The following is a 22744-nucleotide window of genomic DNA, read 5'->3' as shown; positions in this document are numbered from 1 at the left end:
CTGCCCGCCCGTCTACTTAATCTTACTTGAGAGAGTCAACTAATGTTTCAACTCGTGCTTTAATTTCATCTCGAACGCGGTGAAAAGTTTCGATGGGTTGTCCGTCGGGATCGTCGAGTTGCCAATCTTCAAACACTTCTCGCAATACCCACGCTTCGGGTAAATTCACGCCGCAGCCGCACAGAGAAATTACGGCGTCGTAGTCTTCTGCATTGAATTCGCTTAATGGGTTGGATGTTTGATCGGTGATGTCAATGCCGATTTCTGACATGACTTGAATTGCTGTCGGATGAACTCTGCTTGATTCTAAACCGGAACTGGTGACTCCAATCTTGCCGGCTCCGATGGTTTTAGCGAATCCTTCTGCCATTTGCGATCTGCAGGAGTTTCTTTTGCAAACGAACATTACTTTTTTCATGGTTTTTGTTGGTTGTGAGTTATTAGTTGTTAGTTAGATGTTTCAAGGGCGCGATTTGCGATGGCGATCGCCTCTTTAGCGGCTTGTTCCTTGCGTTCGCTGTAGCGATCGGTCAAATAGTCGGTTTGCTCGCGCAACAGCAAGGTAAACTTGTACAGTTCCTCCATTACGTCGATCGCGCGATCGCGATAAGGCGAATCCTTCATCGTTCCATCTTCATTAAATTCCTGATAAGCTTTCGCAACCGAAGACTGATTCGGAATCGTAAACATCCGCATCCAGCGGCCCAAAATTCTCAAAGTATTCACCGCATTAAAAGACTGCGAACCGCCACTGACTTGCATCACCGCCAAAGTTCGACCTTGAGTTGGTCTGACGGCCCCAATATTTAAAGGAATCCAGTCAATTTGGTTTTTCATAATGCCAGTAATATTACCGTGCATTTCTGGACTAGACCACACTTGACCCTCCGACCACAGGCTCAATTCCCGCAATTCCTGAACCTTCGGATGCGTATCGGGAACGCTGCCGTAAATCGGCAATTCTAGAGGATTAAAAAACCTAACTTCTGCACCGAAACCCTCAATAATTCGAGCCGATTCTTCAGCCAACAAGCGGCTGTAAGAACGCTCTCTTAACGAGCCGTATAAAAAGAGAATTCGGGGTTTATGAGTAAATTCGTTCATGAGATTCTAGCAATTGGAATTGGGAAGACAACGAGGGTCTCGCAGCGAGGCAGTTTCTGGTTTGCGGGGAAACCAAAATGCTGTTCGCTTACAGAATTCTACCAACATTAACATTACTGGAACCTCAATTAAAACACCGACAACTGTAGCCAAGGCTGCACCTGAGTTTAAGCCAAACAGCATCACAGCCGTAGCAATCGCTACCTCAAAATGATTGCTGGCCCCAATCAGGGCGGCCGGTGCTGAATCTTCGTAGCACAGGTTGAGTTTTAAAGCTGCTACATAAGAAATCAGGAAAATGAAGTTGGTCTGGATAAACAGAGGCACAGCAATTAAAAGAATGTGCAGAGGATTGTTAACAATCAACTCTCCTTTGAAGGCAAACAAAAGAATTAGCGTAATCAAAAGGGCAGCCGTAGCAACTGGACTCAGATATTGCATAAACTCTCGTTCAAACCATTCTCGCCCTTTATGTTTGAAAATCCAGAAACGGCTATACATTCCGGCGGCTAAGGGCAAACCGACATAAATGAATACAGACAATACTATTGTCTGCCAAGGAACAACTAAATCATTTGCTGCTAACAGCCATCTGCCTAATGGTGCATATAAAAACAGCATGGCTAGGGAATTAACAGCAACCATAACGAGGGTATGTCCTTGATTGCCGTAGGAGAGATATCCCCACATTAAAACCATCGCCGTACAGGGGGCAATTCCTAATAATATTGTACCCGCAATGTAGGAACTAGCGATGGAGACTTCACTGCCACGAATTATTTCGGTGCCAATAATGAGGGGGCGAAATAGCCAACCTAAGAAAAACTGAGAAAATGCTACCATTGTAAATGGTTTGATGAGCCAGTTGACGACCAATGTTAAGAGCACTGGTTTGGGCGTTCGCGCTGCATGAGCCGCTTGGGTAAAGTCAATTTTTACCATGATGGGATACATCATAAAAAATAGACAAATGGCAATAGGAATTGACACCTGATAAAAGCTGAGAGCATCAAGGGTGACGGCGACGCTGGGGAATAATCTACCGAGAATAATACCGGCTAAAATGCAAAGGAATACCCAAAGGGTGAGGTATCTTTCAAAAAAACTGAGCTTGCTTCCTGCTTGGACAGGTGAGTTAGTCGCTTGAGGATGGTTCATTTTAGTTAACTGGTAAGTGAAAATTTATGAGAAAAAATCAAAATTTAGCCTCTTTTCGTAATAACTCTCCAATGGTTAAGTCAAACTTAGCTTGGCCCTCGAAAAAAGTCCCAACTTTGCCATTGTAGAAATTCTTGTAAATCAGTTGATAGCCTTCGCTTGGTAGTGGAATGTAACCGATCGACTGGACTAAAGTTGGTGCTTTTTTCATGTAGAATTGCACAAATTCGCCCACCTCTGGTTTATTTTGGGCAGCGGTGTAACTGACGTAGATAAAAAGAGGTCGAGCGAGGGGTTGATATTGAGCTTTTTCTACAGTTTCAATGCTGGGTAGAACAGGCCCTTTACCATTGTCTATTCCTAATGCTTTTAATTGAGTTTGATTGACTTCGTAATAGCTTAAGCCAAAGTAACCCAAGGCATTTGGGTCTTTGATAACTCCCTGGACTAAAACATTATCATCTTCACTGTCTGTGTAGTCGGTACGACTAGCTTTCGCAGTACCTACTGTTGCTTCTGTGAAGTAGTCAAATGTACCGGAATCTTGACCTGCACCATAGAGGGTGATGGGTTGGTTTGGCCAACTGGGTCGGATCTGATTCCAGCGGGTAATTTTTCCTTGGGCGGCGGGTTCCCAAAGTTTTTTTAGTTCGGCTACAGTAATGTCTTTTGCCCAGCTATTTTTGGGATTGACTACTACTGTGAGAGCGTCAAATGCGACAGGTAATTCGTAGTAGCGGATGCCAGCTTTGTTGCAGGCTTCCATTTCCCCTGGGTTGATGGGTCGCGAGGCGTTGCTGATGTCAGTTTCGCCAGCACAAAACTTTCTAAACCCTCCACCTGTACCGGAAAAATCAACAGTAATTGATGCTTTTTTGGGATTGGTATTTTGATATTCTTTCGCGATCGCATCCGTAATTGGATACACAGTGCTGGAACCGTCAATTTTAATGCTTTGCGATTCTGGCGACTGGACTTGTCCGCAGGAGTTGAGAAGCCCGATCGCACCTATGGTCACAGCAATTATACTTAGTGCGAAAACTTTGGGCTTTTCTGCTGGGTTCATTGACCTCACCCAATGCCATAACTAAGGGGTACACTGGAATCATATCAATAAAATTTGATATGTCAAGTATGAGGGAAGACAAATAGCCCATAAACACATTAAGAAATATTGATGGGTTAACCCGCGTCAGAACAAGGACGAGCCGGCAGGATTTGGCTGAAGCGGCGGTATTCGGCTAGGTACTGTTCGAGGGCGATAAACTGAGCTAAATTGAGGCTGTAGTAAATCCAGCGGCCTTCTTGGCGGCTGCGGACTAAAGCTGCATCCTTCAAGGCTTTGAGGTGAAAAGAGAGTTTAGGCTGAGGGACAGAAAGTCGATCGCACAATTCGCACACGCACAACTCCTGTTCTCGCAGCAACTCCAAAATCTGAATCCGCAGGGGGTCAGAAAGAGCGTGAAAGCCTGCGGAGACAAGTTTTTCAGAAATCTGTCGGTGTGAAATGCGATCGGGCGCAGCCGTAGAATTTTTAAGCATCAATTATTTAGAAAACATCCATACAAAACATCATAGTTTCTCAAGCTTCATCCTAGAAAATCAGTGCATTCAGAATCGACAGATTCTTCGGAGTTGATTACTTCGGATTCTGTACCCGCGCCGGCACATCAGTGAGTCCGGCTTTCTGCATCAGCGAAATCACCCCTATAGATAGAATTCCCCCAACGATTGCCCCAACAACTATCAGGATGATAAAGACTTTTTGCAGAGTTTTTTTAGTAGCTGGGTGGTACTGTCTTGGCAATGCTTCACCTTGCTCGTCAACTTCTTGCTCCAAGGGGTCTAGCGGATTGGAGGGATTTGAGTTAAAGGGATTGGGCGCTTGATTCATGGTTAGTTTCGGTTAAAGGAGATCGACAACTATTTTAACTTGCGATTTAGCCTCGCAGCTTAAATAATACATTCTGGTTTTACTGAATAGTCTATAAATTTTATTAAGATTGCTAACATACTGATTAACCCGGTTTATTGAATAAACCGGGTTTTTTAACATACTAAAACTTTTATGTCACATTTCTGCTTTTGATAAACGATCGAGAGAAATTTTTGCAGCTTGAGATACTTGAGAATTGCTATCTTTTTCTAAGTATTTCAAAGCCGAAACGCTCTTAACACTCGGCAAATTGCCCAAAGCTTCAGCCAGCCTCTGGCGAATCAGCCAATCTTCCGACTGAGCAAAATTGAGGATGCGATCGATCGCCCCAAGATCTTTAATTTCCCCCAAAGCCGAAATTGCCGCCTGCTGGATCACCACTTGCTCGCTGTCGAGAGCTTTTAGCAGCACATCGCGGGCTCGGGGATCTTTGAGATTTCCCAGAGAAACAGCAGCACTGAAGCGCACCAGCCATTCAGTATCTTCGTAAAAAGCCCGCACCAAAGAATCAAAAGCTCTGATATCTTCCAAATAGCCCAAAGCACCCGCAGCGTCAGCGCGAATGCCGTAATCCGGGTCTGTTTCTAGCAATTTGACTAGAATGGGATAGCACTCTGCTGTCGGTTTTACCCCAAGAGCAAACACAGCCATCGATCGCACCTGCAAACTTTCGTCGTTCAACACCTTTTTAATCAAAGGCACCGCCTCTGCAGCAGGCACATTCCGCAAGTTGGCCAAAGCCACCATTCGATCGGCGGAATTTTCGCTTTCTAACTTGGCTGCAATTTGCTCTAAGCTTAAAGTTGTCATTATGGATAAATCTTGTAGTAAAACTTTACATTCGGGTTATTTTGATTATAGGGGAGTCTCAGGGGAAAAGCAGGCAGTAAAAACCGCCCTGCGTATTTGAGATGAGTAAGATTGCGGATTAGTGAGACGATTAATCTAAAGCTCAGATTGCCTGGAAATAATCAATGAGAAAGTTTATTATTTAAATCCCAAGCACAGGCGAGGTGTTTCTGCCGTTCCCTAAGGCTTTGCCCGATAGTTAGCCGCCCTCTGACAACCTGATCAACTATGCCGTTCTACCACCCGCCCTTTTACTCCTCAGCCTTAGAACAAGCGATCGATCGCTACCCCCTCACTGCCGGGCCAGAAACTTCCTTAGCAGTGGCGATCGCCCTGATGAGCCAGTTGCAAAACAGTTGTCCCCTAGTCAAAACACCTGTACCCTCAGACCGGGGGGCGATAACCGAAACATCGGCGCCGGAAAAGATGCGGGCCCGGTGCGTTTTCGTCGTGCAGAACCAGCAGACTATTACCACAGGCAACTTATCCGAAAACCCCAGCCGCGGGCTGTTAATCGGCATATTAACACCCGCCGACCTAGTGAGGCTGATAGCTTCTGGCAAAATAGACAGCCAGCACAAAGTAGCCCTGCACAAAATACCAATTTCCGAAGTGATGTCCCCGGTGTCGGTATCCCTCACAGAATCCGATGACCAAGACGTGTTTACCGCTTTATCCTTATTTCGCCAGCACAAGATTCGCTATTTGCCGATCGTCAATCAATTTCGCCACTTGGTAGGAGTGCTGACACGGGAAAGAATTCGCCAAGTATTGCAGCCTTCAAACATTCTTAAATTGCGGCGGGTAGCAGAATTAATGACTACGCCAATTACAGCGCCCCACACCGCCTCACTGCTGAGCATAACCGAACTGATGTCAGAGCATCAAGTCAGTTGTGTAGTGATTACAAAAAACAAAGAATTAACAATGGAGAAGCCCAAAGATGACTATACCTCCATTTTTCACTATTCCTTTCACCAACCCCTGGGAATTATTACCGAATATGACCTTGTGCAGGCACAGTTTCTCGAACTAAATTTCGAGCAAACCCCAGCTCAAAAAGTCATGAGAACTCCCCTGCAATTTCTTCAACCTTCCGATTCCCTATGGACGGCGCACAAAGAAATGGAGCAGCAACAAGTGCAGCGGTTGGTCGTGTGCGGGGGGCGCGGAGAACTGTTGGGAATTATTACTCAGACCAGCTTGCTCAGAGTCCTCGACCCCACGGAAATGTACCGAGTTGTCAAACAGTTGCAGCAGTCGGTTTATCAATTGCAAGCCGAAAAAGTGGAACTATTGCAAAGCCGCAACGCCAAACTGGAACAGCAGGTGCGGGAACGGACTGCAAAACTCCACGAACAATTGCAGCGCGATCGGCTGTTAACTCACATTTCCTTGCGGATTCATCAATCCTTAAACCTCGAAGAAATTCTCCACGCCAGCGTCGATGAAGTCCGCCAAGTTTTGCAAGCTGACCGAGTAGCAATCCTGCATTTAGAGTCCAGCAATTACGGCATTGTAGTGGCAGAATCCGTTGCCGAAAATTGGCCTTCAATCTTGGGAGAAATCATGCCGGATAATATTTGGCAAGAATCTGCTTCCGTGATCGAACAGGAAATTTATGCGGTTCCAGACCTCGACCAAGCCTGTTTGAACGCCGAAAAATATGCGCGGTTCCAGCAAGCGCAAATCAAAGCTTATTTGATTGTACCAATTTTGCAAGACGGCAATTTGTGGGGAATGATGTGTGTTCATCAGTGTTCCCAATCGCGTCAGTGGCAACCTTCGGAAGTGGATTTGCTGCTGCAACTGGCAACTCAAATCGCGATCGCCATTCAGCAAGCCCAACTCTATCAGCAAGTCCAAAATCTCAACACCGACCTCGAACGCCAAGTCCAAGAACGCACCGCCGAATTACAGCAAAAAGTTCACGAACTCCAGCATTTAAACGTCCTCAAAGATGAATTCCTCAGCACCGTTTCTCACGAACTGCGGACGCCTTTAGCTAATATAAAAATGGCTATTCATATGCTGAGAATTTCTCCCACACCAGAGCGACGCCAGATTTATCTAGGAATTTTAGAAACAGAATGTACTAGAGAAACAGATTTGATTAATGCTTTGCTAGATTTGCAGCGGCTCGAAGCCGCAACTTGTCCGATCGACCTCGAACCAGTAAACTTAGAAGTCTGGCTGCCTACTATTATCGACCCGTTTTACACCCGGGCCCACGACCGCCACCAGGATTTGCGAGTAGAGTGCGCTCGTCACCTCCCCACGATCAGTTCCAACCGCGCTAGTTTGGGACGAATTTTAGCCGAGCTCCTCAACAATGCCTGCAAATATACTGCCAATGACGGCGAAATTTCTCTGAAAGTCGAGTGCAAAAACGGAGACGGTGAACAAAGAGGACAAAGGAAAAATTCGCGACAAGCAAGTGCTATGGCTTCAGAAATCCAATTTACACTCCGCAATCAATCGTCCATCTCCATAGAGGAATTGCCTCGAATTTTTGAGAAATTTTATCGAGTTCCCAACGCCGATCCTTGGAAACAAGGAGGTACAGGTTTGGGTTTAGCTTTGGTTCAAAAACTTGTGGAACAGTTGCAGGGAAAAATTGAGGTTGAAAGCAGCAATGGCTGGACTAATTTTATCGTCACATTTCCTACCAACCCAGATGGAAATTAGTCCGCCCTGAGTCAATTTTAGATTTTAGATTTTAGATTTTAGATTTTAGACTTCGGCCTAAGAGGTTCGGCGAGCGCGAGCGTCAAGTCGCGCTCAGTCCAACGATTTTAGATTTTCGATTTACTCCACAGACAAATCTGGGAGATTGAACAAGAGTCTAAGATTTTGGGAGTTCCATGACTACTATCGGAGGCTTGTATCCTTTTTTTTGGGGTCATCTTTGTTGGGTGTCACTCTTTTTTAGGAGCTAGTTTTTGAATACGAGACGGTGCTGGCGTCAAATTCAAATATTCATTTTTATCTTCAACAACTGATGATCTCGATGCTGGATACTTCTTGCGTTTAGGGGCATGATTCGCAACTGTGCCCAAGCATGGTATGCCAAAATTTTCTAATTGACTGAAAACTTTTTTGACTACAGAAAAGGGAACCTGCTGAATTGCTACAACCATCAGTATGCCATCGGTGCGCGCCGCTAAAAAATTCGTATCTTTACTGTCAACGAGCGGCGGCGTATCGTAGATAACTAAGTCAAATTTTGCCTGAAGTTCTTCCATTAAATACTGCATCTGAGATGATGCCAGCCGTCTGGCAGTACCAGGATTCGGGAGACCTGCAGTTAATACAAAAAGATTATCTGCTAGATGCGATCGTTGGATAATTTCATTGGGTTCGTTTTTATGGTCGAGCAAGTTGCTCAATCCCTTGACATTAGGCAGTTCCAACAGCAAGTGCAGGCTGGGGGAATGCAAATTAGCGTCTACTAACAGCACTCGCTGACCCGCCAGCGCTGCCACGTGAGCTAAGTTTAAAGCAACGGTAGATTTGCCTTCGCCAACTGTAGCCGAACCAATTGCCACAGAGCTAATCGTTCGATTTGAAGAAAGAAAGCGGATATTAGTATAAAGAGAGTCAAAAGCTTCTATAAATTCCGCAGCAATTTTCTTATTACCCTCTTTTCCTTCAATATAAGCATAGGCATTAGCAATAGAAGGCGGCAATTTTCTAGCATTTTTGTCCAGAGGAATTGCTCCCAATAAAGGCGCATCAACCGCATCTTTAACGTCATCAGCACAGTAGAAAATATTGCGGAACTTTTCAATGAGGATAGCAGCTCCCAGACCCAAAACTAGCGCTCCAATAACTGCCATCATTAATTTATTTTTAGCTTTCGATGGAACTGGTATCAGGTTGCCCTTCTCATCTCGCGGTATCCGTGGTTCAGAAATTATTTCCCAAGGTACTTGGCTTTGAGCTGCTTGGACGCGCAGAGTTTCCCGCTGGCTTAAAAGTTGATCGCGGGTGCGGGCGGCTACTTCTAATTGCTGTTGCAGTTCGTTGTAGCGGCGGGCTATGGTGGGGAATTCTGTTGCTTGCCTGTTTAAATTGTTTTTAGTTTGAGTGATTGCCTGAAGGCGAGCTTCTAAGACTTCAACTTGGTTAGCAGTATCAACCAATTGTTTAATCAAGCCTATGCGAATAGAATTTTGAAAATTTTGAACTTTAGAATTAGCTTGGGTGCCGACTAAATTTTGCCCCAAAATTCGATCAGTTTGCTGGTTGAGCAAAGCTACTAAATTTGCCCGCTTGCGCTCTAAAGCTTCCACTATAGGGTTAGCAGATTTAAAACGAGCTGTTTCTACAGCAATCTGACCTTCTACTTCCTTAACCTTGGTCAGCAACTCTTTATATTGAGGCTCTTCGCTTAAAGCTGAAGCGGCAATAGCTTCATTTGGTGTAAAATCTAATTGTTTTTGCAAGTTAGCGTACAGCGTTTTCTGTTCTTGCAGTAGCCTTTGAGTTTCTAACTCTAAAGTTTCTACGGTACGAACTTGCTGGATTAATTGCGCGCCTTGTTCTTGAGGATTGGTAATCTTTTGCTTCTCCTGTATCACCTGTAACTCCGATTTCAGGCTGTTTACGCGCTTATTGAGTCCCGGAAGCTGGTCTTCAATAAATTTTACACCTTCACCAATGCGAGTCTTGCGTTCATCAAGACTGTACTTTAAATATTTCTTTTTAGTTTCTTGTAAAACGAACTCAACTAAATTAGTATCATTCTCCATGAAGCGAACTTCCAAAATTTTAGTCAGCGTCCTCTCATCTTCTCCTATCCGCAAAACGATTAATTCTTTTTCAAGAATTTTTTCGGTAACTTTTGGATATCGTTTTTGGACTTGTTTAACAATAGCCGACAGCATCTGAGGACTCTTGAGAATTTCAAGTTGAGTTGCGTAGTCCAAACTAAAAAAATCTCGATTAGGCACCGCCCCCCCCTCGCCGCGATTGGCTAGGGCAGAGGGATCAGCAATTCTGGCCTCCGTTGTCACGGGTTCCACTAGCATCCGAAAATCGCCTTGATATGTTTTCTTGCCTCCCTTGATCTGATAAACAGCTCCAGCGCCAACTAGACTTATAATCCCAATAATGATTAGGGCTTGTCGCTGAAAAGTCCTCAACAACGGCTTTACATTCAATCCTTTCTGAGGCTGCGCGCTTAAATCTTCTCCCTCGTCAACGGAAAATTGCTGCACCTGTCGGCTCTGGTTGCTAATGGGTACGATATGAGCGTCCTGTTCTCTTTCCATGTTGACCTCTTGGATATTTTGTGGGTAAAATCAGCTTTCTTCTGCGAGCCTTCGGGTTGATACTTTGAGCATTGGCTTAAGGATATCACACGAAATTATTGGTTGGTTGAGCCCACTTCCTTCTAATAGTTCTCACTACTTTCACATAGTATACAAAAATAACTAAATCCCTATGCTAGGTCGGCAGTAAAAGTTCTTTTACAACTGCTGGAGAGTTATATCAGACTGCATTTGGCTCTGCTGCGTTGTGCTTGTATTTCGGGTTTCCGGGCGACGAAGCAAACTTTTTCAGGTGTCGCTCAGCTTCCCGACAGGGGGTTCCATAACTTTACCAAACTTTTACAATTGACCGTAACACCTCAGCCGCTGCTTGCGCTGGTATTGATTTGTCCTCTATGTCATTTTTCGGTTCAGAGTCAACGGCAGAAGCACTTATTAACTTATGCGCTAACTGATCGGCTAAAAGATTTTGCATTTCCCATGTCGATATAATTAGCCACAGTCAGCAGATTTTTTGGAACGGCAACTAATCCAATCAATTTCCGAGAAAAATCTGTTTCTTCTTTTAATTATAAACTTTTTGAGGAGTTGGATGACTTATTAAGTGTATATACTTAGTTAACCGTGGTAATTATATCACCACCTCATCTCTATAGTGCGCGACAGACATAAAATTTAATAAGTTGTGTTCTCAAGCTCGATCGACATCTCGAACAACTCCAGCCTTCGGGGTTTTTCTACCGGGGCGGAGGGCGCGGCGCGGTTTATGTATTTTCCTAAAAAAGCTAGGTTTCTGGGTTCCGGGGCTATTACTAAAACTATCGCTTTTATTCGCCCTCCGAGCAAGCTATAGCAATCCTTTCGGTAAACGCGCAACGGGCTTTTTGGGAAATTAACCAATGCCATAAGAAGATGACACATTGTTAAAGAAAAAAAAGAGTTCGCACAGGGTGGGAGGATTGCTATTGATCTTGATCAGATTAGCTATCGGTAGTTGTTGTTTTTTGATTTGACTAATTACCAACAACTCCTTATTAGCGCTTACTGATTTTGTGCTTTTCTTTCTCGCAGTTTCAACAATATTTCTGCATGAACTTCGCGGGTTATAGGATAAAAATAGGTAAGAATCATGCCAGCAATTAAAGCAATTGTCGGCAGCGGCCCGATCGCAACTCGAATCGCAAACAGTGCAGACTCTGGCTGTACGGGTGCAGGCTGTCCCGGAACTGTAGATAAAAATCCAGCTCCTTCTAATGCTTGGCCTACCAACCACAAACCCCCTGCCAATCCGATTTTTTGCAGCAGTACCATAAACGAATAGAAAACGCCTTCGCGTCTTTCTCCTGTTTGCAGTTCGTCGAGTTCGATCACATCCGGTATCATCGACCAAGGTATGAGATAAGCCGTGGAAACTCCGACACCTGCCATGACTGCTAATACGTACATTTGCAATACTTGTCCTGGTTGCAGGAAAAACAGTCCAGCTTGGGCAATAATCCACAAACTCATGCCCATAAAATATACGGCTTTTTTGCCGTATCTCTCGCTGACTTTACTCCAAACAAATAGCATGATTAATGCAGTGCCTTGAACTGCGATCGCAACCAAGCTAAAAACATACTGTGGCTGTTGCATCCAGTTAACAACAAAGTAGGGAATAATAGTAGCAGTTAATTGCACTCCCAGCCAAGAAAAAAGATAAATTCCAATGACGTACAAAAAAGGGCGATTGCTAAATGCAATCTGCAACTGTTCTTTCAGTGGCAAGGATGTAGAATTATCTAGATCTGCGTTTTCTAATAGTTGGGCTGCGACGTGCTTGCGAGTTCCCAAAACGCACCAGTACAAAGGCAAGACAGAGATAACTGCACAGATTGAACCTAATACTAAATATTGTTGATTCGGGTCCTTTTCAAATACACGAAAGATAATTAGAGCTAAGATTAATGAAAAGATGCTGCCGCCAATGGAGAAAGCAAATCGAAAACTATTAAGGCTAGTGCGTTCGTTGTAGTCTTGAGTAAGTTCTGGAGTGAGGGCAGTGTAGGGAAGATTGACAGCCGTGTAGGCGGTGTTGAACAAAATGCTGATCGCAACATAGTACCAAAATAACACTGTGTGATCCGTGCTAGGTACAATCCACTGCAATAAGAAGAATATGCCGAAGGGAATGCCACCATATATTATCCAAGGATATCGGCGGCCCCAAGGATGAGAAGTGCGATCGCTCAAAACCCCCACAATCGGGTCATTTATGGCATCCCAAACCTTGCCAACTACTAAAATATTACTGGCTAAGCCAGCAGGTAAACCAGCGACATTGGTAAAGAAAACTAGGAGGTAAAATGCCAAAACATTAGCGGTAATTGCCGGGCCGAGGTCGCCGGCACCGTAAGCTAATTTTGTTGATAAACTGAGTTTTTGTCTTGCAGGATTGTTGGCGGCTGGTTGAGGCGGGGAAGTGTTGCTCATAAACTTTGATTTTGGGATTTTTTGGCTGTCATAGTCTTTCCAGTAGGAGTATAGCTCATGCTACGCCTTAATACTAAGTTTTTTGTAGCGATCGGGACGAGCCTGAAAATTTATATTGATAGGTTAGTGGGGGCGGGTTTACCAGATTATTTGTCTGAAGCAATTATTTTTGGTAAAACCTGCCGCTACTTAAGGAAACAGTTGCGAAATCTGAACTTCTATTTCTGGAAAAGCCAGCATTGACAAAACATCATCTTCATTAAATACTGTTTCTTGTCCGTAGTTTGCCTCGCCCGGTTCGCGAAAAACATAAACTTGCCGCGTATTAACATCCAGTATCCAATAATCAGTAATTCCCGCCTTAGCATAAGCCGGTGTTTTCCGCCTGCGGTCTGTTTCTAAAGTCGTGTCAGCTATTTCTATTAATAAGAAAATATTGTCGGGTGCGGGATGAAAATCTTGGTAAAGCCGAGGGTCGATTTGCACTACAGCAATATCCGGTTCTGGTTCTGAATTATAACTTAGAGTAACCGGGTCTTGGATGCGAATTAAAGCAAGTCCTGCCAGCAGATTTCTGAGATAGTCGGCTGCACAGAGATTAGTTGCTGCGTGGGGAGGATTTTTTGCACTTATTGAAATAATTTGCCCGTCAATTAATTCGACTCGTTCATCGGGATTGAGAATGCCAGTTTCCGTCATGCGGCGGTATTCCTCTACAGTCCACAAGCGTACATCTGTTACAGTCATGGCACAATTTCCTTTGGGGATATTATCTATTATCGATTAACATTCTAGTTTTTCTGAAATTGCTAGGTCAGCACTCTAGATTTAGCTGTAATTGCTCCCACACACCACAAAATGGCATTGACAATTTCCGATCGCTGAATATCTTCTGCATCTAAAAAACTTGCAAACTCTTCCTCAATATTCAAATGGTCGGCAAAATCATAAAGTATGCGCTTGTATTCCGTTGGCATCGGTATTAAAGTAGCTTTCACTAAATCGAAAAGCGCGTTCAAACAGTTGAGGATAGTAGCTGACTCGTCAAAATCTTCGGCATCGAGCAAGTATAGCGTTTCTGCAATGTCGCAAATAGCGTCTATTTGTGTGGGTGGCTTTCCCAGTTCGCTGACATCGATATTGCACAATTGGAGAGCGTTAATCGCTAGTTCTGGACGGGTAAAAAATACAAGTTGACCGCCGGCTACTAAGGGCGGCTCTTGTTCTCCATAGACAATTAGAGTATATAGATTTGGTATTTCGGTGCCGGGGTCGATCCGAAAACCGAACAGCCACAACAATTTTTCTGTATTTGGGTTCGCTGTTTGCAGTGTTGTTGGGAAAATATTTGGTTCTGACATGAATTTTTAATCCCTATAATACGCTGTTAAACTCGGTTTTTATGCAAAAAAATATCTATAATCTAGATAGAAACCGGGTTTATTAGGCAAGATTCCGTAATCTTTTTCCTATAAATTTTGCTGAATTATGTCGCAGCATTCGGCAACAGTGGCTCTTTTTTTCATTGCTGCTACTAGGGCTTCGTAAGCTGATTTGTGGCTTTCGATCAGGTTTTTTGCTCGCAGCGAACCCCAGTTTTGTTTTAGTTGAATTTCGGAAATGGGACGGCGCAGTTGTGTTAAAATTGCGCTAATTTTTGTGCGGTCTTCTGCTCCTCCTTGTGCGCTGCCGTAAACAAATTTTTCTGCGACTATTCCGGCCATCCACACGGTGCAGTATTGGTCTAAAAGTTGGGAGGAAAGAGTGCCGTTTTGCAGTTGAGATGCTAATTGTTCGTCTTCAAATCGGACGCCGCCTTGGGCTGTTTGACCTTGTTTAAATGCTTCCCAAGCGTTGAGGGCGTAGCTGGTTACGGGAATTCCCAACAGGTGCGCGACTAGGAAGTGTCCGGCTTCGTGGTGAAGGATACGATCGCGCTTTTGTTTGGAAGTTCCCCCCAGCCAATCTAATAAAATAGTACCGCCTTGACCTTGCCACTGGAAACTGTCAAGGGTTGCTAGCCCCAACAGGCAAAACGTGGCGATCGCAGGTACGGCTTCTGGCAAGTTGAATAGGGGACCCAACAATATTGAAACGGTGATGGCAAAGATAGAAATAGCGATAATATTCAAAGAAGTGTCTTTCATAATGGCGAATGGCTAACAGGGAATTGGTAATGGGTAATTTGTAATAGGGAATTGGTAATGGGAATGGGTTTTAGAGGTAAACTCAGGTACGATCGCGCGATCGGTTTGGCAGCGTCGGGTCGATCACAGCAGCCGGGACTTCCGACAAAAACACCACCTTCCAGTTTGACTGAAAATTGCCCCTCCGAAGCCACCGATATTAAAAAGATATTAAAATAAATCAAAGTCCAGTAAAAGTGTTAGTGGAATCCTTCATGTCAGTTTTGGCAGCGATCGCAGTTTTAGGTATCTTGATTGTCGTTCACGAACTCGGCCACTTCTTGGCGGCGAGACTTCAACACATCCACGTCAACCGCTTCTCTATCGGTTTCGGGCCCATCCTCTGGAAGTACCAAGGCCCGGAAACTGAATACGCCCTCCGCGCCTTTCCCCTGGGAGGTTTCGTGGGTTTCCCGGATGACGATCCAGACAGTACAATTCCCCCAAATGACCCGAATTTGCTCAAAAATCGCCCCGTGCTCGATCGGGCGATCGTCATTAGTGCAGGGGTAATTGCCAACTTAATTTTTGCTTATTTTCTGCTGGTGGTGCAATTGAGCACTGTCGGCGCTGCAGAAATGAACTACCTACCGGGAGTTAAAGTCCCGGAAGTCGCCGCAGAAGTCAGTTCGGCGGCGAAACAAGCCGGAATTCGATCGGGCGACGTTGTTCTGTCTGTTGACGGCAAGGAATTGGGCGCTTCCCGCGAAGCAATCAAATTATTGGTCACAGCAATCCAAGATCATCCCAACCAACCCCTAGCGTTGGAAATTCAGCGCCAAGAACAAAAATTTTTGGTGACAGTAACTCCTGAAGAGTCGCCCGACGGCAAAGGTCGCATTGGCGTACAGCTAACTTCTAACGGCACTGTGGTGCGGCAGAGGGCCGGATTTGTAGAGGCGTTTAGCAAGGCCGCCAAAGAATTTGAGCGGATTGTGGTGCTGACGGTTCAAGGTTTCGGGCAGTTACTTAGCAATTTCAGCCAGACTGCCGACAAGTTGTCCGGGCCTGTGGCGATTGTGGCGATTGGTGCAGGGATTGCCAAATCGGATGCTGCGAGTTTGTTTCAGTATGCTGTGCTAATTAGCGTCAATTTGGCTGTGATTAATATCTTGCCTTTACCTGCTTTAGATGGTGGCCAGCTAGCTTTTCTGTTAATAGAAGGACTGCGGGGCAAGCCTCTGCCGAACCGCATTCAGGAAAATGTCATGCAGACTGGTTTGGTGTTGTTGCTGGGTTTGGGAGTTTTCTTGATTATTCGCGATACTGCTAATTTGGCTGGGTTTGATTTGCGAAATTTCATGCAATAGTAAATGAAGGAAGGAAGAAGGAAGTTCGGCAACGGATTCTGTAACGGATGTAACGGATGTAACGGATTTCAGGAAGAAGGAAGAAGGAAGATTTATGTCTACTTTTCCGTTTTCCTATTTTCCTATTTTTCCCTCTCTTTTTTTCCTACGCAAGCGAGGCAGAGCCTCTGGTTATGGGTTCCCCGGTCGTGCCTGGGAACCATTTAAAAACAAATAACAAATAACAAATAACAAATGACTAATGACTAATGACTAATGACTAATGACTAATGACTAATGACTAATGACTAAAAAGTTAAGTTTAAAACAACGATCGCTCGAAATTCTGATTCGCCTCAAACGCCTCTATCCCGAAGCTCCTTGCACTCTCAACTACGAAACTCCCGTGCAGTTACTGGTGGCGACGATTCTCTCTGCTCAGTGTACGGACGATCGAGTAAATTTGGTAACGCCGGCTTTGTTTGAGCGTTTTCCCGATGCGGTAGCTTTGGGAAATGCTGATTTAGAAGAATTGGAACGTCTGGTGCGATCGACGGGTTTCTACCGGAATAAGTCTAAAAATATTAAAGGTGCTTGTCAGGCGATCGTCAATAAATTTAACAATCAAGTGCCGCAGCGGATGGAACTGCTGTTAGAATTGCCCGGAGTTGCCCGCAAAACGGCTAATGTCGTTCTCGCCCACGCTTTTGGTATTAATATGGGCGTGACCGTAGACACTCACGTCAAACGTTTGACTCAGCGGTTGGGATTGACCGAACATACCGATCCTATAAGAATCGAGCGGGATTTGATGATATTGTTGCCGCAGCCGGATTGGGAAAATTGGTCGATTCGGTTGGTTTATCACGGCAGGGCAGTTTGTAATGCGAGAAATCCGGCTTGCAATATTTGCGAACTTGCAGATTTGTGTCCTTCTGCTAATATTTTGGTGTTGCACCAAGGTTAAGTACAGGCAAGATGCCTGTTCCACAAAAATGTTGAGTTATTCCAGATTTGTACCCTTTTGCTAATAGTTTGGTGTTGCACCAATGTTAAGTACAGGCAAGATGCCTGTTCCACAAAAATGTTGAGTTATTGTGGAACAGGCATCTTGCCTGTTGCTAAAAATCTTGTTAACAAAAGAAATAATTCAAATAAAAGCGATCTGAAATCACCAAAATATAGTACAATAGTAGATTGTGATTAATCTAAGGATATCAACAGATTATGGCTAAGAAGAGCATGGTCGAGCGCGAGAAAAAGCGCCAAAGACTCGTAGACAAGTACGCCGACAAGCGGGAAGACCTGAAAGACCAGTTTGACCAAGCTAACAATCAGATGGACAAAATGGCGATTCACCGCCAACTACAACAGCTACCCCGCAGCAGTTCGCGGACTCGCTTGCGGAACCGCTGCTGGGCAACTGGACGGCCCAGAGGTTACTATCGTGACTTCGGACTGTCTCGCAACATGATGCGAGAAATGGCTCACGAAGGTCTTTTGCCCGGTGTTGTGAAGTCTAGCTGGTAGCACGAAGGAAGAAGGAAGTTCGGCAACGGATTCGCTCGACGGATGTAACGGATGTAACGGATGTCAGGAAGAAGGAAGAAGGAAGAAAAAAACTCACAATTAATCGGCAGGATTAGGTTTGGGGTTGATTTTTGTTTCAGACTTATGAGTTATATTTTCCTCCTTCTTGCTTCACTGGCCGCAGCATTTATCGATGCCGAGACTTTCGAGTAACAAGTCGCTGACGGCGTTGGCGATCGCAAATTCGCCGTAGAAGCTTTTAGAAAAATCATAGGCCTGCATTTCGGTGACGATCGCAATTACGAGGCTGCCCACGTCATTTTCGCCTTCCATGCGCTGGCGGACATAGATTTGGGCAGCTCTTTTAGCTATTTGCTGGTTGGCTGCTTCTGGGATAAACTCGGAGTCTAGCCAAGCCAGCAGCGTTTGTTGCAGCCATTGGCCTTCTTGTTCGGGGTTTTTGGCGGGCGGTAAGGTAATAGGTTCAATGGTTTCAGACATGATTATTCCTAATTGCTAATGTTGACTTTGAAAAGTTAACTGAGAAATGACAACTGATAAATATATGCAATATGATATACCGACAATTATACAAGGATATGCCCAAGGCTACTTCTTGATGGCAAATGACGGCGAGGAAAGTTTGGGGTGGTATTCGAGTCGGCAGCGGGCGCTGATTCCCCTGGATGAAAGATTTACCTATCCGAAATCCCTGCGTCGCCAAATCAATCAAAATCGATTTTCGGTGGCTGTGAACCGCGATTTTGGGGCGGTGGTTGAGGGTTGTGCCGATCGCGAAACGACTTGGATTTCTAAGGAGCTCAAGAAGATTTACTGGGGTTTGTATGAGGCCGGTTGGGCTTACAGCTTCGAGACTTGGTGCGGGGACGAATTGGCGGGCGGTATTTTAGGATTGTCGATCGGCGGTGCGTTTATTGGGGAGTCGATGTTTTACCGAATTCCCGAGGGTTCTAAGGTGGCGATGGTGAAGTTAGTGGAGAGACTGCGCGATCGATCTTATCTACTTTTCGACGCTCAAATGAACAATCCGCACTTGGAAAGATTCGGAGCTTATACTGTTAAGGAAAAACTGTACAACACTCTTTTACAAGCAGCTTTGAAGCGCCGCTGCTCGCTATTTTAAATATTCTGTTAGTAGGAAAGTAGCAGTGCCATTTCCGGCGCTGATAGCGGTTTCAAACAATAGTATAATTAAGCTGAGATACTCCTCGGAGACAACCACAATGCAAGTCACAACCGAAGAAATTATTTATCCATACAGCGACGGTCAACCGATGGCAGATAGCACAATTCAATACAAATTAATTGTCACAATCAAAGAAGGTTGCGAGTCGCTGTTGAAAGATGACCCAAACGTATTTATAGCAGCCGATTTACTGTGGTATCCGGTTGAAGGTAGAACAGATATTTCTCAAGCGCCCGATGTAATGGTGGTATTTGGGAGGCCAAAGGGCGATCGGCGTTCTTATCTACAATTTCGTGAAGATAATATTCCTCCTCAAGTCGTGTTTGAGATTCGCTCTTTCAGCGACAGCCAAATAAAAATGAACAAAAAATTTTCATTTTACAATCGCTACGGAGTCGAGGAGTATTACCTTTATGATCCCGCACAAAATGAGTTAACAGGTTGGCAGAGAATTGAAGGAATGTTAGAAGTGATTGAACCGATGGAGGGCTGGATAAGTCCAAGATTGGGAGTGCGGTTTGAGTTAGAATCGGAAGGGTTAGAAATTTATCGACCTGATGGACAAAAGTTTCTTTCCTATTCCGAATTAGATGAACAGCGAGAATTAGAGCGACGGCGTGCGGAACAAGAATTTCTGCGCGCCGAACAAGAATTTCTGCGTGCAGAAAGACAATTTCTGCGCGCAGAAGAATCCTCGCAGCGTGCCGAACAAGAAGCTCAAAAAGCCGAACGTTTAGCCGCCAAACTGCGCGAATTGAACATCGATCCAGATAGCATCTAAGCTCGAACCAGGAGAATAAACCCGGTTTGTCAAAGAAATCGGGTTTCTGGGGATTGCAGTTATTTACTTTTTTCAGGGCGAACGGGGATATTTGGTCGATCGCCCCCCAGTTAAAATTACATATACTACAATATATAATACATAGATTGGAGCCAAAATCCTTGGAGCTCAGAAAAATCCGAATCGAGGCCCCTTGAATGTGTAAAAATACTGAAGCAAACATTAGTAAATCCTACACGGAGCAATTGTTGTGGATTCCAGATATAACCCCCAATCCATAGAAGAAAAATGGCAGCAGACATGGGCTGAGCAAAACTTAGACCATATGCCAGAAGATACCCAAAAGCCTAAATTTTATGCCTTATCCATGTTCCCCTACCCGTCGGGAAACCTGCACATGGGACACGTCCGCAACTACACAATCATTGATGTAATTGCCAGACTCAAGCGAATGCAAGGCTATCGGGTATTGAATCCGATGGGGTGGGACGCTTTTGGTTTACCCGCAGAAAATGCTGCCATTGAGCGAGGAATTCCTCCTGCACAATGGACTTATCAAAACATCGCCCAAATGAAAGGCTTATTTCAACGTTTGGGTATTTCCTTTGATTGGACAAAAGAAGTTACAACTTGTTCTCCCGATTATTATCGGTGGACTCAATGGATTTTCTTGCAATTTTTAGAAGCAGGATTAGCATATCAAAAAGAAGCGGCAGTTAATTGGGACCCAATAGATCAAACAGTCTTAGCAAACGAACAAGTAGATAACGAAGGTCGTTCCTGGCGTTCCGGTGCCAAAGTCGAGCGCAAATTATTGCGGCAGTGGTTCCTCAAAATTACCGATTATGCCGAACAGTTATTAAACGACTTAGACAAATTGCCAGATTGGCCAGAAAGAGTCAAATTAATGCAAGCCAACTGGATCGGCAAATCAGTCGGTGCTTACTTAGAATTTCCGATTGTCGGCATGGATGAAAAAATCGCCGTTTTCACCACACGTCCCGATACAGTTTACGGCGTCAGTTACCTGGTTTTAGCGCCGGAACATCCACTAACTCAGCGCGTGACAACCGCAGACAGAAAAGTCGCCGTAGAAACCTTCATCAAAGAAGTCGCCGCCCAAAGCGAGATCGATCGCACAGCCGAAGACAAACCAAAGCGCGGCATCCCCACAGGCGGCAAAGCAATCAATCCTTTCAGCGGCGAAGAAATTCCCATTTGGATTGCCGATTATGTGCTGTACGAATACGGCACCGGCGCAGTTATGGGAGTACCCGCCCACGACACGCGAGATTTCAAATTTGCCAATCAATATCAACTGCCAATTAAAGTAGTAATTGTAGATGATGATGAAGTTCCGCTGACCGAAGCTTACACAGAACCAGGAATTATGATTAATTCCGAAAGCTTCAACGGCATGGATTCAATTAAAGGCAAAGCAGCGATTATTCACCATGCCGAAAATGCAGGTTATGGCAAAGCCCGAATCCAATACCGCTTGAGAGATTGGTTAATTTCTAGACAGCGTTATTGGGGCGCTCCGATTCCCGTAATTCACTGTCCCACCTGCGGAACAGTCCCCGTCCCCGCATCGGATTTGCCCGTTTTGTTGCCGGAGAATGTACAATTTACGGGCAAAGGTTCGCCCTTGGCCAAAATAGAAGAATGGGTAAATGTTCCTTGTCCGAGTTGCGGCACTTCGGCGAAGCGAGAAACAGATACGATGGATACTTTTATAGATTCTTCGTGGTATTTCTTGCGCTATCCCGATGCTCAAAATCAAGAGCAAGTCTTCGACAGTACGAAGACAAATGATTGGATGCCTGTAGACCAATATGTGGGTGGCATCGAACACGCCATCTTGCACTTACTGTATTCGCGGTTCTTTACCAAGGTTTTGCGCGATCGGGGTTTGATCAATTGTGACGAACCATTTAAACGCCTGTTAACTCAAGGCATGGTGCAAGCAATGGCATACAAAAACCCCGTTACTGGCAAATACGTTCCCCCAGTAGATATAGACCCCGCAAATCCCAAAGATCCTCAAACTGGCGAAGCTTTGGAAGTCTTCTACGAGAAGATGTCTAAATCAAAATACAATGGCGTTGACCCCTTGGAAGTTATGAGCAAATATGGGGTAGATACGGCGCGGATGTTTATTTTATTCAAAGCGCCGCCAGAGAAGGATTTGGAGTGGGACGACGCCGATGTGGAAGGGCAATTTCGCTTTTTAAATCGCGTTTGGCGCGTGGTTACAGAGTTTGGTTCACCCCCCCCAGCCCCCCCTTGCCAAGGGGGGGAGAAAGAGGTGTTAAGTAAACCTGAGAAGGATTTGCGGCGGGCAATTCACACTGCCATTAAGGAAGTGAGCGAAGATTTGGAGGGTGATTATCAGTTCAATACTGCTGTTTCTGAAATGATGAAACTCAGCAATGCTTTGAATGATGCTAAATGTAAAGATTCGCCAATTTATGCAGAAGGAATTAACACTTTGATTCGCTTGTTAGCGCCTTTTGCGCCGCATATTGCTGATGAATTGTGGCATAATACTGGTAACAGTGAATCGGTGCATACGCAAACTTGGCCGAGTGTCGATCCATCTGCATTAATTACCGATGAAATTACGCTGGTAATTCAAGTTATGGGCAAGACTCGCGGCACAATTCAAGTGCCTTCTGGTGCTGATAAAGCTGCGTTGGAAAAGTTTGCTCGCGAGTCGGAATTGGCCAAGCGCCACCTGGAAGGTAAGGAGATTAAAAAGGTAATTGTGGTGCCTGGAAAGTTGGTGAATTTCGTGGTAGCTGGATAAAGATGAGAAACCCGGTTTCTTTAATAAACCGGGTTTTTAATACTTGCATTTAAAAATTAGCCAGTCCAAAAACTGTAGTTTAGACTAAAAAATCAGTGCAGCTAAAAGTAGCAGCCTTTTAGCAGAAGGCAAGCTGTTGCTCAAAAA

Annotated in this window: 21 protein-coding genes; 8 read left to right on the top strand and 13 right to left on the bottom strand. The window is 44.8% G+C overall.

Going from position 1 to position 22744, the window contains the following annotated elements:
* Nucleotides 1–22: 22 nt before the first annotated feature.
* The 7 genes from arsC to Q5691_RS14625 all read right to left on the bottom strand — a co-directional run bounded on the left by arsC (nt 23) and on the right by Q5691_RS14625 (nt 5008).
* Nucleotides 23–418, bottom strand: a complete 396-nt coding sequence (arsC, locus tag Q5691_RS14655) for an arsenate reductase, glutathione/glutaredoxin type (protein WP_006633827.1) — start codon at nt 416–418, stop codon at nt 23–25.
* Between the two features lie 29 nt (nt 419–447).
* Nucleotides 448–1104, bottom strand: coding sequence for an arsenical resistance protein ArsH (gene arsH, locus Q5691_RS14650; RefSeq protein WP_333211323.1), 657 nt, complete (start codon nt 1102–1104; stop codon nt 448–450).
* Between the two features lie 6 nt (nt 1105–1110).
* Entirely contained in the window at nt 1111–2262 is a 1152-nt protein-coding gene (gene arsB / locus Q5691_RS14645; protein ID WP_333345376.1) for an ACR3 family arsenite efflux transporter, read from the bottom strand.
* 37 nt (nt 2263–2299) lie between these two features.
* Entirely contained in the window at nt 2300–3328 is a 1029-nt protein-coding gene (locus Q5691_RS14640; RefSeq protein WP_333345374.1) for a PstS family phosphate ABC transporter substrate-binding protein, read from the bottom strand.
* A gap of 116 nt (nt 3329–3444) precedes the next feature.
* Nucleotides 3445–3804, bottom strand: coding sequence for a metalloregulator ArsR/SmtB family transcription factor (locus Q5691_RS14635; protein WP_333211329.1), 360 nt, complete (start codon nt 3802–3804; stop codon nt 3445–3447).
* 97 nt (nt 3805–3901) lie between these two features.
* Nucleotides 3902–4156: a hypothetical protein gene (locus Q5691_RS14630; RefSeq protein ID WP_333211331.1), complete on the bottom strand. Its 255-nt coding sequence runs from the start codon at nt 4154–4156 to the stop codon at nt 3902–3904.
* Nucleotides 4157–4333: 177 nt separating this feature from the next.
* Nucleotides 4334–5008, bottom strand: a complete 675-nt coding sequence (locus Q5691_RS14625) for a HEAT repeat domain-containing protein (RefSeq protein WP_333211333.1) — start codon at nt 5006–5008, stop codon at nt 4334–4336.
* Between the two features lie 267 nt (nt 5009–5275).
* Between Q5691_RS14625 and Q5691_RS14620 the strand changes: the two genes are divergently transcribed.
* Complete coding sequence (locus Q5691_RS14620; RefSeq protein ID WP_333211335.1) at nt 5276–7735, top strand: CBS domain-containing protein; 2460 nt, start codon at nt 5276–5278, stop codon at nt 7733–7735.
* Nucleotides 7736–7965: 230 nt separating this feature from the next.
* On the opposite strand, the gene Q5691_RS14615 is transcribed toward Q5691_RS14620, so the two are convergent.
* The 5 genes from Q5691_RS14615 to Q5691_RS14595 all read right to left on the bottom strand — a co-directional run bounded on the left by Q5691_RS14615 (nt 7966) and on the right by Q5691_RS14595 (nt 14942).
* The gene (locus Q5691_RS14615) at nt 7966–10323 is read right to left on the bottom strand and encodes a polysaccharide biosynthesis tyrosine autokinase (RefSeq protein ID WP_333310060.1); all 2358 of its coding nucleotides are present in this window, start codon (nt 10321–10323) and stop codon (nt 7966–7968) included.
* A gap of 1041 nt (nt 10324–11364) precedes the next feature.
* Nucleotides 11365–12795 carry an MFS transporter gene (locus tag Q5691_RS14610; protein ID WP_333310057.1) on the bottom strand — a complete coding sequence of 477 codons (1431 nt, stop codon included), beginning with the start codon at nt 12793–12795 and terminating at the stop codon, nt 11365–11367.
* A gap of 189 nt (nt 12796–12984) precedes the next feature.
* Nucleotides 12985–13542, bottom strand: a complete 558-nt coding sequence (locus Q5691_RS14605) for a Uma2 family endonuclease (RefSeq protein WP_333212286.1) — start codon at nt 13540–13542, stop codon at nt 12985–12987.
* Between the two features lie 62 nt (nt 13543–13604).
* Complete coding sequence (locus tag Q5691_RS14600) at nt 13605–14156, bottom strand: hypothetical protein (RefSeq protein ID WP_333310054.1); 552 nt, start codon at nt 14154–14156, stop codon at nt 13605–13607.
* Nucleotides 14157–14264: 108 nt separating this feature from the next.
* The gene (locus Q5691_RS14595; RefSeq protein WP_333345372.1) at nt 14265–14942 is read right to left on the bottom strand and encodes an ATP-dependent Zn protease; all 678 of its coding nucleotides are present in this window, start codon (nt 14940–14942) and stop codon (nt 14265–14267) included.
* 57 nt (nt 14943–14999) lie between these two features.
* On the opposite strand from Q5691_RS14595, the gene Q5691_RS14590 reads away from it, so the two are divergent.
* From Q5691_RS14590 to rpsN, 4 genes are all read left to right on the top strand, one after another.
* Nucleotides 15000–15161 carry a hypothetical protein gene (locus Q5691_RS14590; protein WP_333096380.1) on the top strand — a complete coding sequence of 54 codons (162 nt, stop codon included), beginning with the start codon at nt 15000–15002 and terminating at the stop codon, nt 15159–15161.
* Nucleotides 15162–15196: 35 nt separating this feature from the next.
* Complete coding sequence (gene rseP / locus Q5691_RS14585; protein WP_333345370.1) at nt 15197–16291, top strand: RIP metalloprotease RseP; 1095 nt, start codon at nt 15197–15199, stop codon at nt 16289–16291.
* A 283-nt stretch (nt 16292–16574) separates the two neighbouring features.
* On the top strand, nt 16575–17237 hold the full coding sequence (nth, locus tag Q5691_RS14580; protein WP_333212280.1) for an endonuclease III: 663 nt from the start codon (nt 16575–16577) through the stop codon (nt 17235–17237).
* A 260-nt stretch (nt 17238–17497) separates the two neighbouring features.
* Complete coding sequence (gene rpsN / locus Q5691_RS14575; RefSeq protein ID WP_006633844.1) at nt 17498–17800, top strand: 30S ribosomal protein S14; 303 nt, start codon at nt 17498–17500, stop codon at nt 17798–17800.
* A gap of 171 nt (nt 17801–17971) precedes the next feature.
* Here the strand turns inward: rpsN and Q5691_RS14570 are convergent, their stop codons facing one another.
* On the bottom strand, nt 17972–18301 hold the full coding sequence (locus Q5691_RS14570) for a hypothetical protein (RefSeq protein ID WP_190740107.1): 330 nt from the start codon (nt 18299–18301) through the stop codon (nt 17972–17974).
* A 46-nt stretch (nt 18302–18347) separates the two neighbouring features.
* Between Q5691_RS14570 and aat the strand changes: the two genes are divergently transcribed.
* The 3 genes from aat to leuS all read left to right on the top strand — a co-directional run bounded on the left by aat (nt 18348) and on the right by leuS (nt 22597).
* Complete coding sequence (gene aat, locus Q5691_RS14565) at nt 18348–18944, top strand: leucyl/phenylalanyl-tRNA--protein transferase (protein WP_445242358.1); 597 nt, start codon at nt 18348–18350, stop codon at nt 18942–18944.
* A 100-nt stretch (nt 18945–19044) separates the two neighbouring features.
* Complete coding sequence (locus Q5691_RS14560) at nt 19045–19788, top strand: Uma2 family endonuclease (RefSeq protein WP_333345368.1); 744 nt, start codon at nt 19045–19047, stop codon at nt 19786–19788.
* Between the two features lie 250 nt (nt 19789–20038).
* On the top strand, nt 20039–22597 hold the full coding sequence (gene leuS / locus Q5691_RS14555) for a leucine--tRNA ligase (RefSeq protein WP_333345366.1): 2559 nt from the start codon (nt 20039–20041) through the stop codon (nt 22595–22597).
* Nucleotides 22598–22744 lie beyond the last annotated feature (147 nt).

This window comes from Microcoleus sp. w1-18aA5 (assembly GCF_036701705.1).
Lineage (GTDB): Bacteria > Cyanobacteriota > Cyanobacteriia > Cyanobacteriales > Microcoleaceae > Microcoleus.
Note: the sequence above shows the minus strand (reverse complement) of the source record. Positions and strands in the feature narration are given on the sequence as shown.

Bases quoted from the DNA above. Each gene is read 5' to 3' on its own strand.
- Q5691_RS14625 (WP_333211333.1), bottom strand. From the start codon at position 5,008: ATGACAACTTTAAGCTTAGAGCAAATTGCAGCCAAGTTAGAAAGCGAA.
- Q5691_RS14630 (WP_333211331.1), bottom strand. From the start codon at position 4,156: ATGAATCAAGCGCCCAATCCCTTTAACTCAAATCCCTCCAATCCGCTA.
- aat (WP_445242358.1), top strand. From the start codon at position 18,348: ATGACAACTGATAAATATATGCAATATGATATACCGACAATTATACAA.
- arsH (WP_333211323.1), bottom strand. From the start codon at position 1,104: ATGAACGAATTTACTCATAAACCCCGAATTCTCTTTTTATACGGCTCG.
- Q5691_RS14640 (WP_333345374.1), bottom strand. From the start codon at position 3,328: ATGAACCCAGCAGAAAAGCCCAAAGTTTTCGCACTAAGTATAATTGCT.
- Q5691_RS14610 (WP_333310057.1), bottom strand. From the start codon at position 12,795: ATGAGCAACACTTCCCCGCCTCAACCAGCCGCCAACAATCCTGCAAGA.
- Q5691_RS14570 (WP_190740107.1), bottom strand. From the start codon at position 18,301: ATGTCTGAAACCATTGAACCTATTACCTTACCGCCCGCCAAAAACCCC.
- nth (WP_333212280.1), top strand. From the start codon at position 16,575: ATGACTAAAAAGTTAAGTTTAAAACAACGATCGCTCGAAATTCTGATT.
- rseP (WP_333345370.1), top strand. From the start codon at position 15,197: ATGTCAGTTTTGGCAGCGATCGCAGTTTTAGGTATCTTGATTGTCGTT.
- Q5691_RS14615 (WP_333310060.1), bottom strand. From the start codon at position 10,323: ATGGAAAGAGAACAGGACGCTCATATCGTACCCATTAGCAACCAGAGC.
- arsC (WP_006633827.1), bottom strand. From the start codon at position 418: ATGAAAAAAGTAATGTTCGTTTGCAAAAGAAACTCCTGCAGATCGCAA.
- arsB (WP_333345376.1), bottom strand. From the start codon at position 2,262: ATGAACCATCCTCAAGCGACTAACTCACCTGTCCAAGCAGGAAGCAAG.
- Q5691_RS14620 (WP_333211335.1), top strand. From the start codon at position 5,276: ATGCCGTTCTACCACCCGCCCTTTTACTCCTCAGCCTTAGAACAAGCG.
- Q5691_RS14590 (WP_333096380.1), top strand. From the start codon at position 15,000: ATGGGAATGGGTTTTAGAGGTAAACTCAGGTACGATCGCGCGATCGGT.
- Q5691_RS14560 (WP_333345368.1), top strand. From the start codon at position 19,045: ATGCAAGTCACAACCGAAGAAATTATTTATCCATACAGCGACGGTCAA.
- Q5691_RS14595 (WP_333345372.1), bottom strand. From the start codon at position 14,942: ATGAAAGACACTTCTTTGAATATTATCGCTATTTCTATCTTTGCCATC.
- rpsN (WP_006633844.1), top strand. From the start codon at position 17,498: ATGGCTAAGAAGAGCATGGTCGAGCGCGAGAAAAAGCGCCAAAGACTC.
- Q5691_RS14635 (WP_333211329.1), bottom strand. From the start codon at position 3,804: ATGCTTAAAAATTCTACGGCTGCGCCCGATCGCATTTCACACCGACAG.
- Q5691_RS14605 (WP_333212286.1), bottom strand. From the start codon at position 13,542: ATGACTGTAACAGATGTACGCTTGTGGACTGTAGAGGAATACCGCCGC.
- Q5691_RS14600 (WP_333310054.1), bottom strand. From the start codon at position 14,156: ATGTCAGAACCAAATATTTTCCCAACAACACTGCAAACAGCGAACCCA.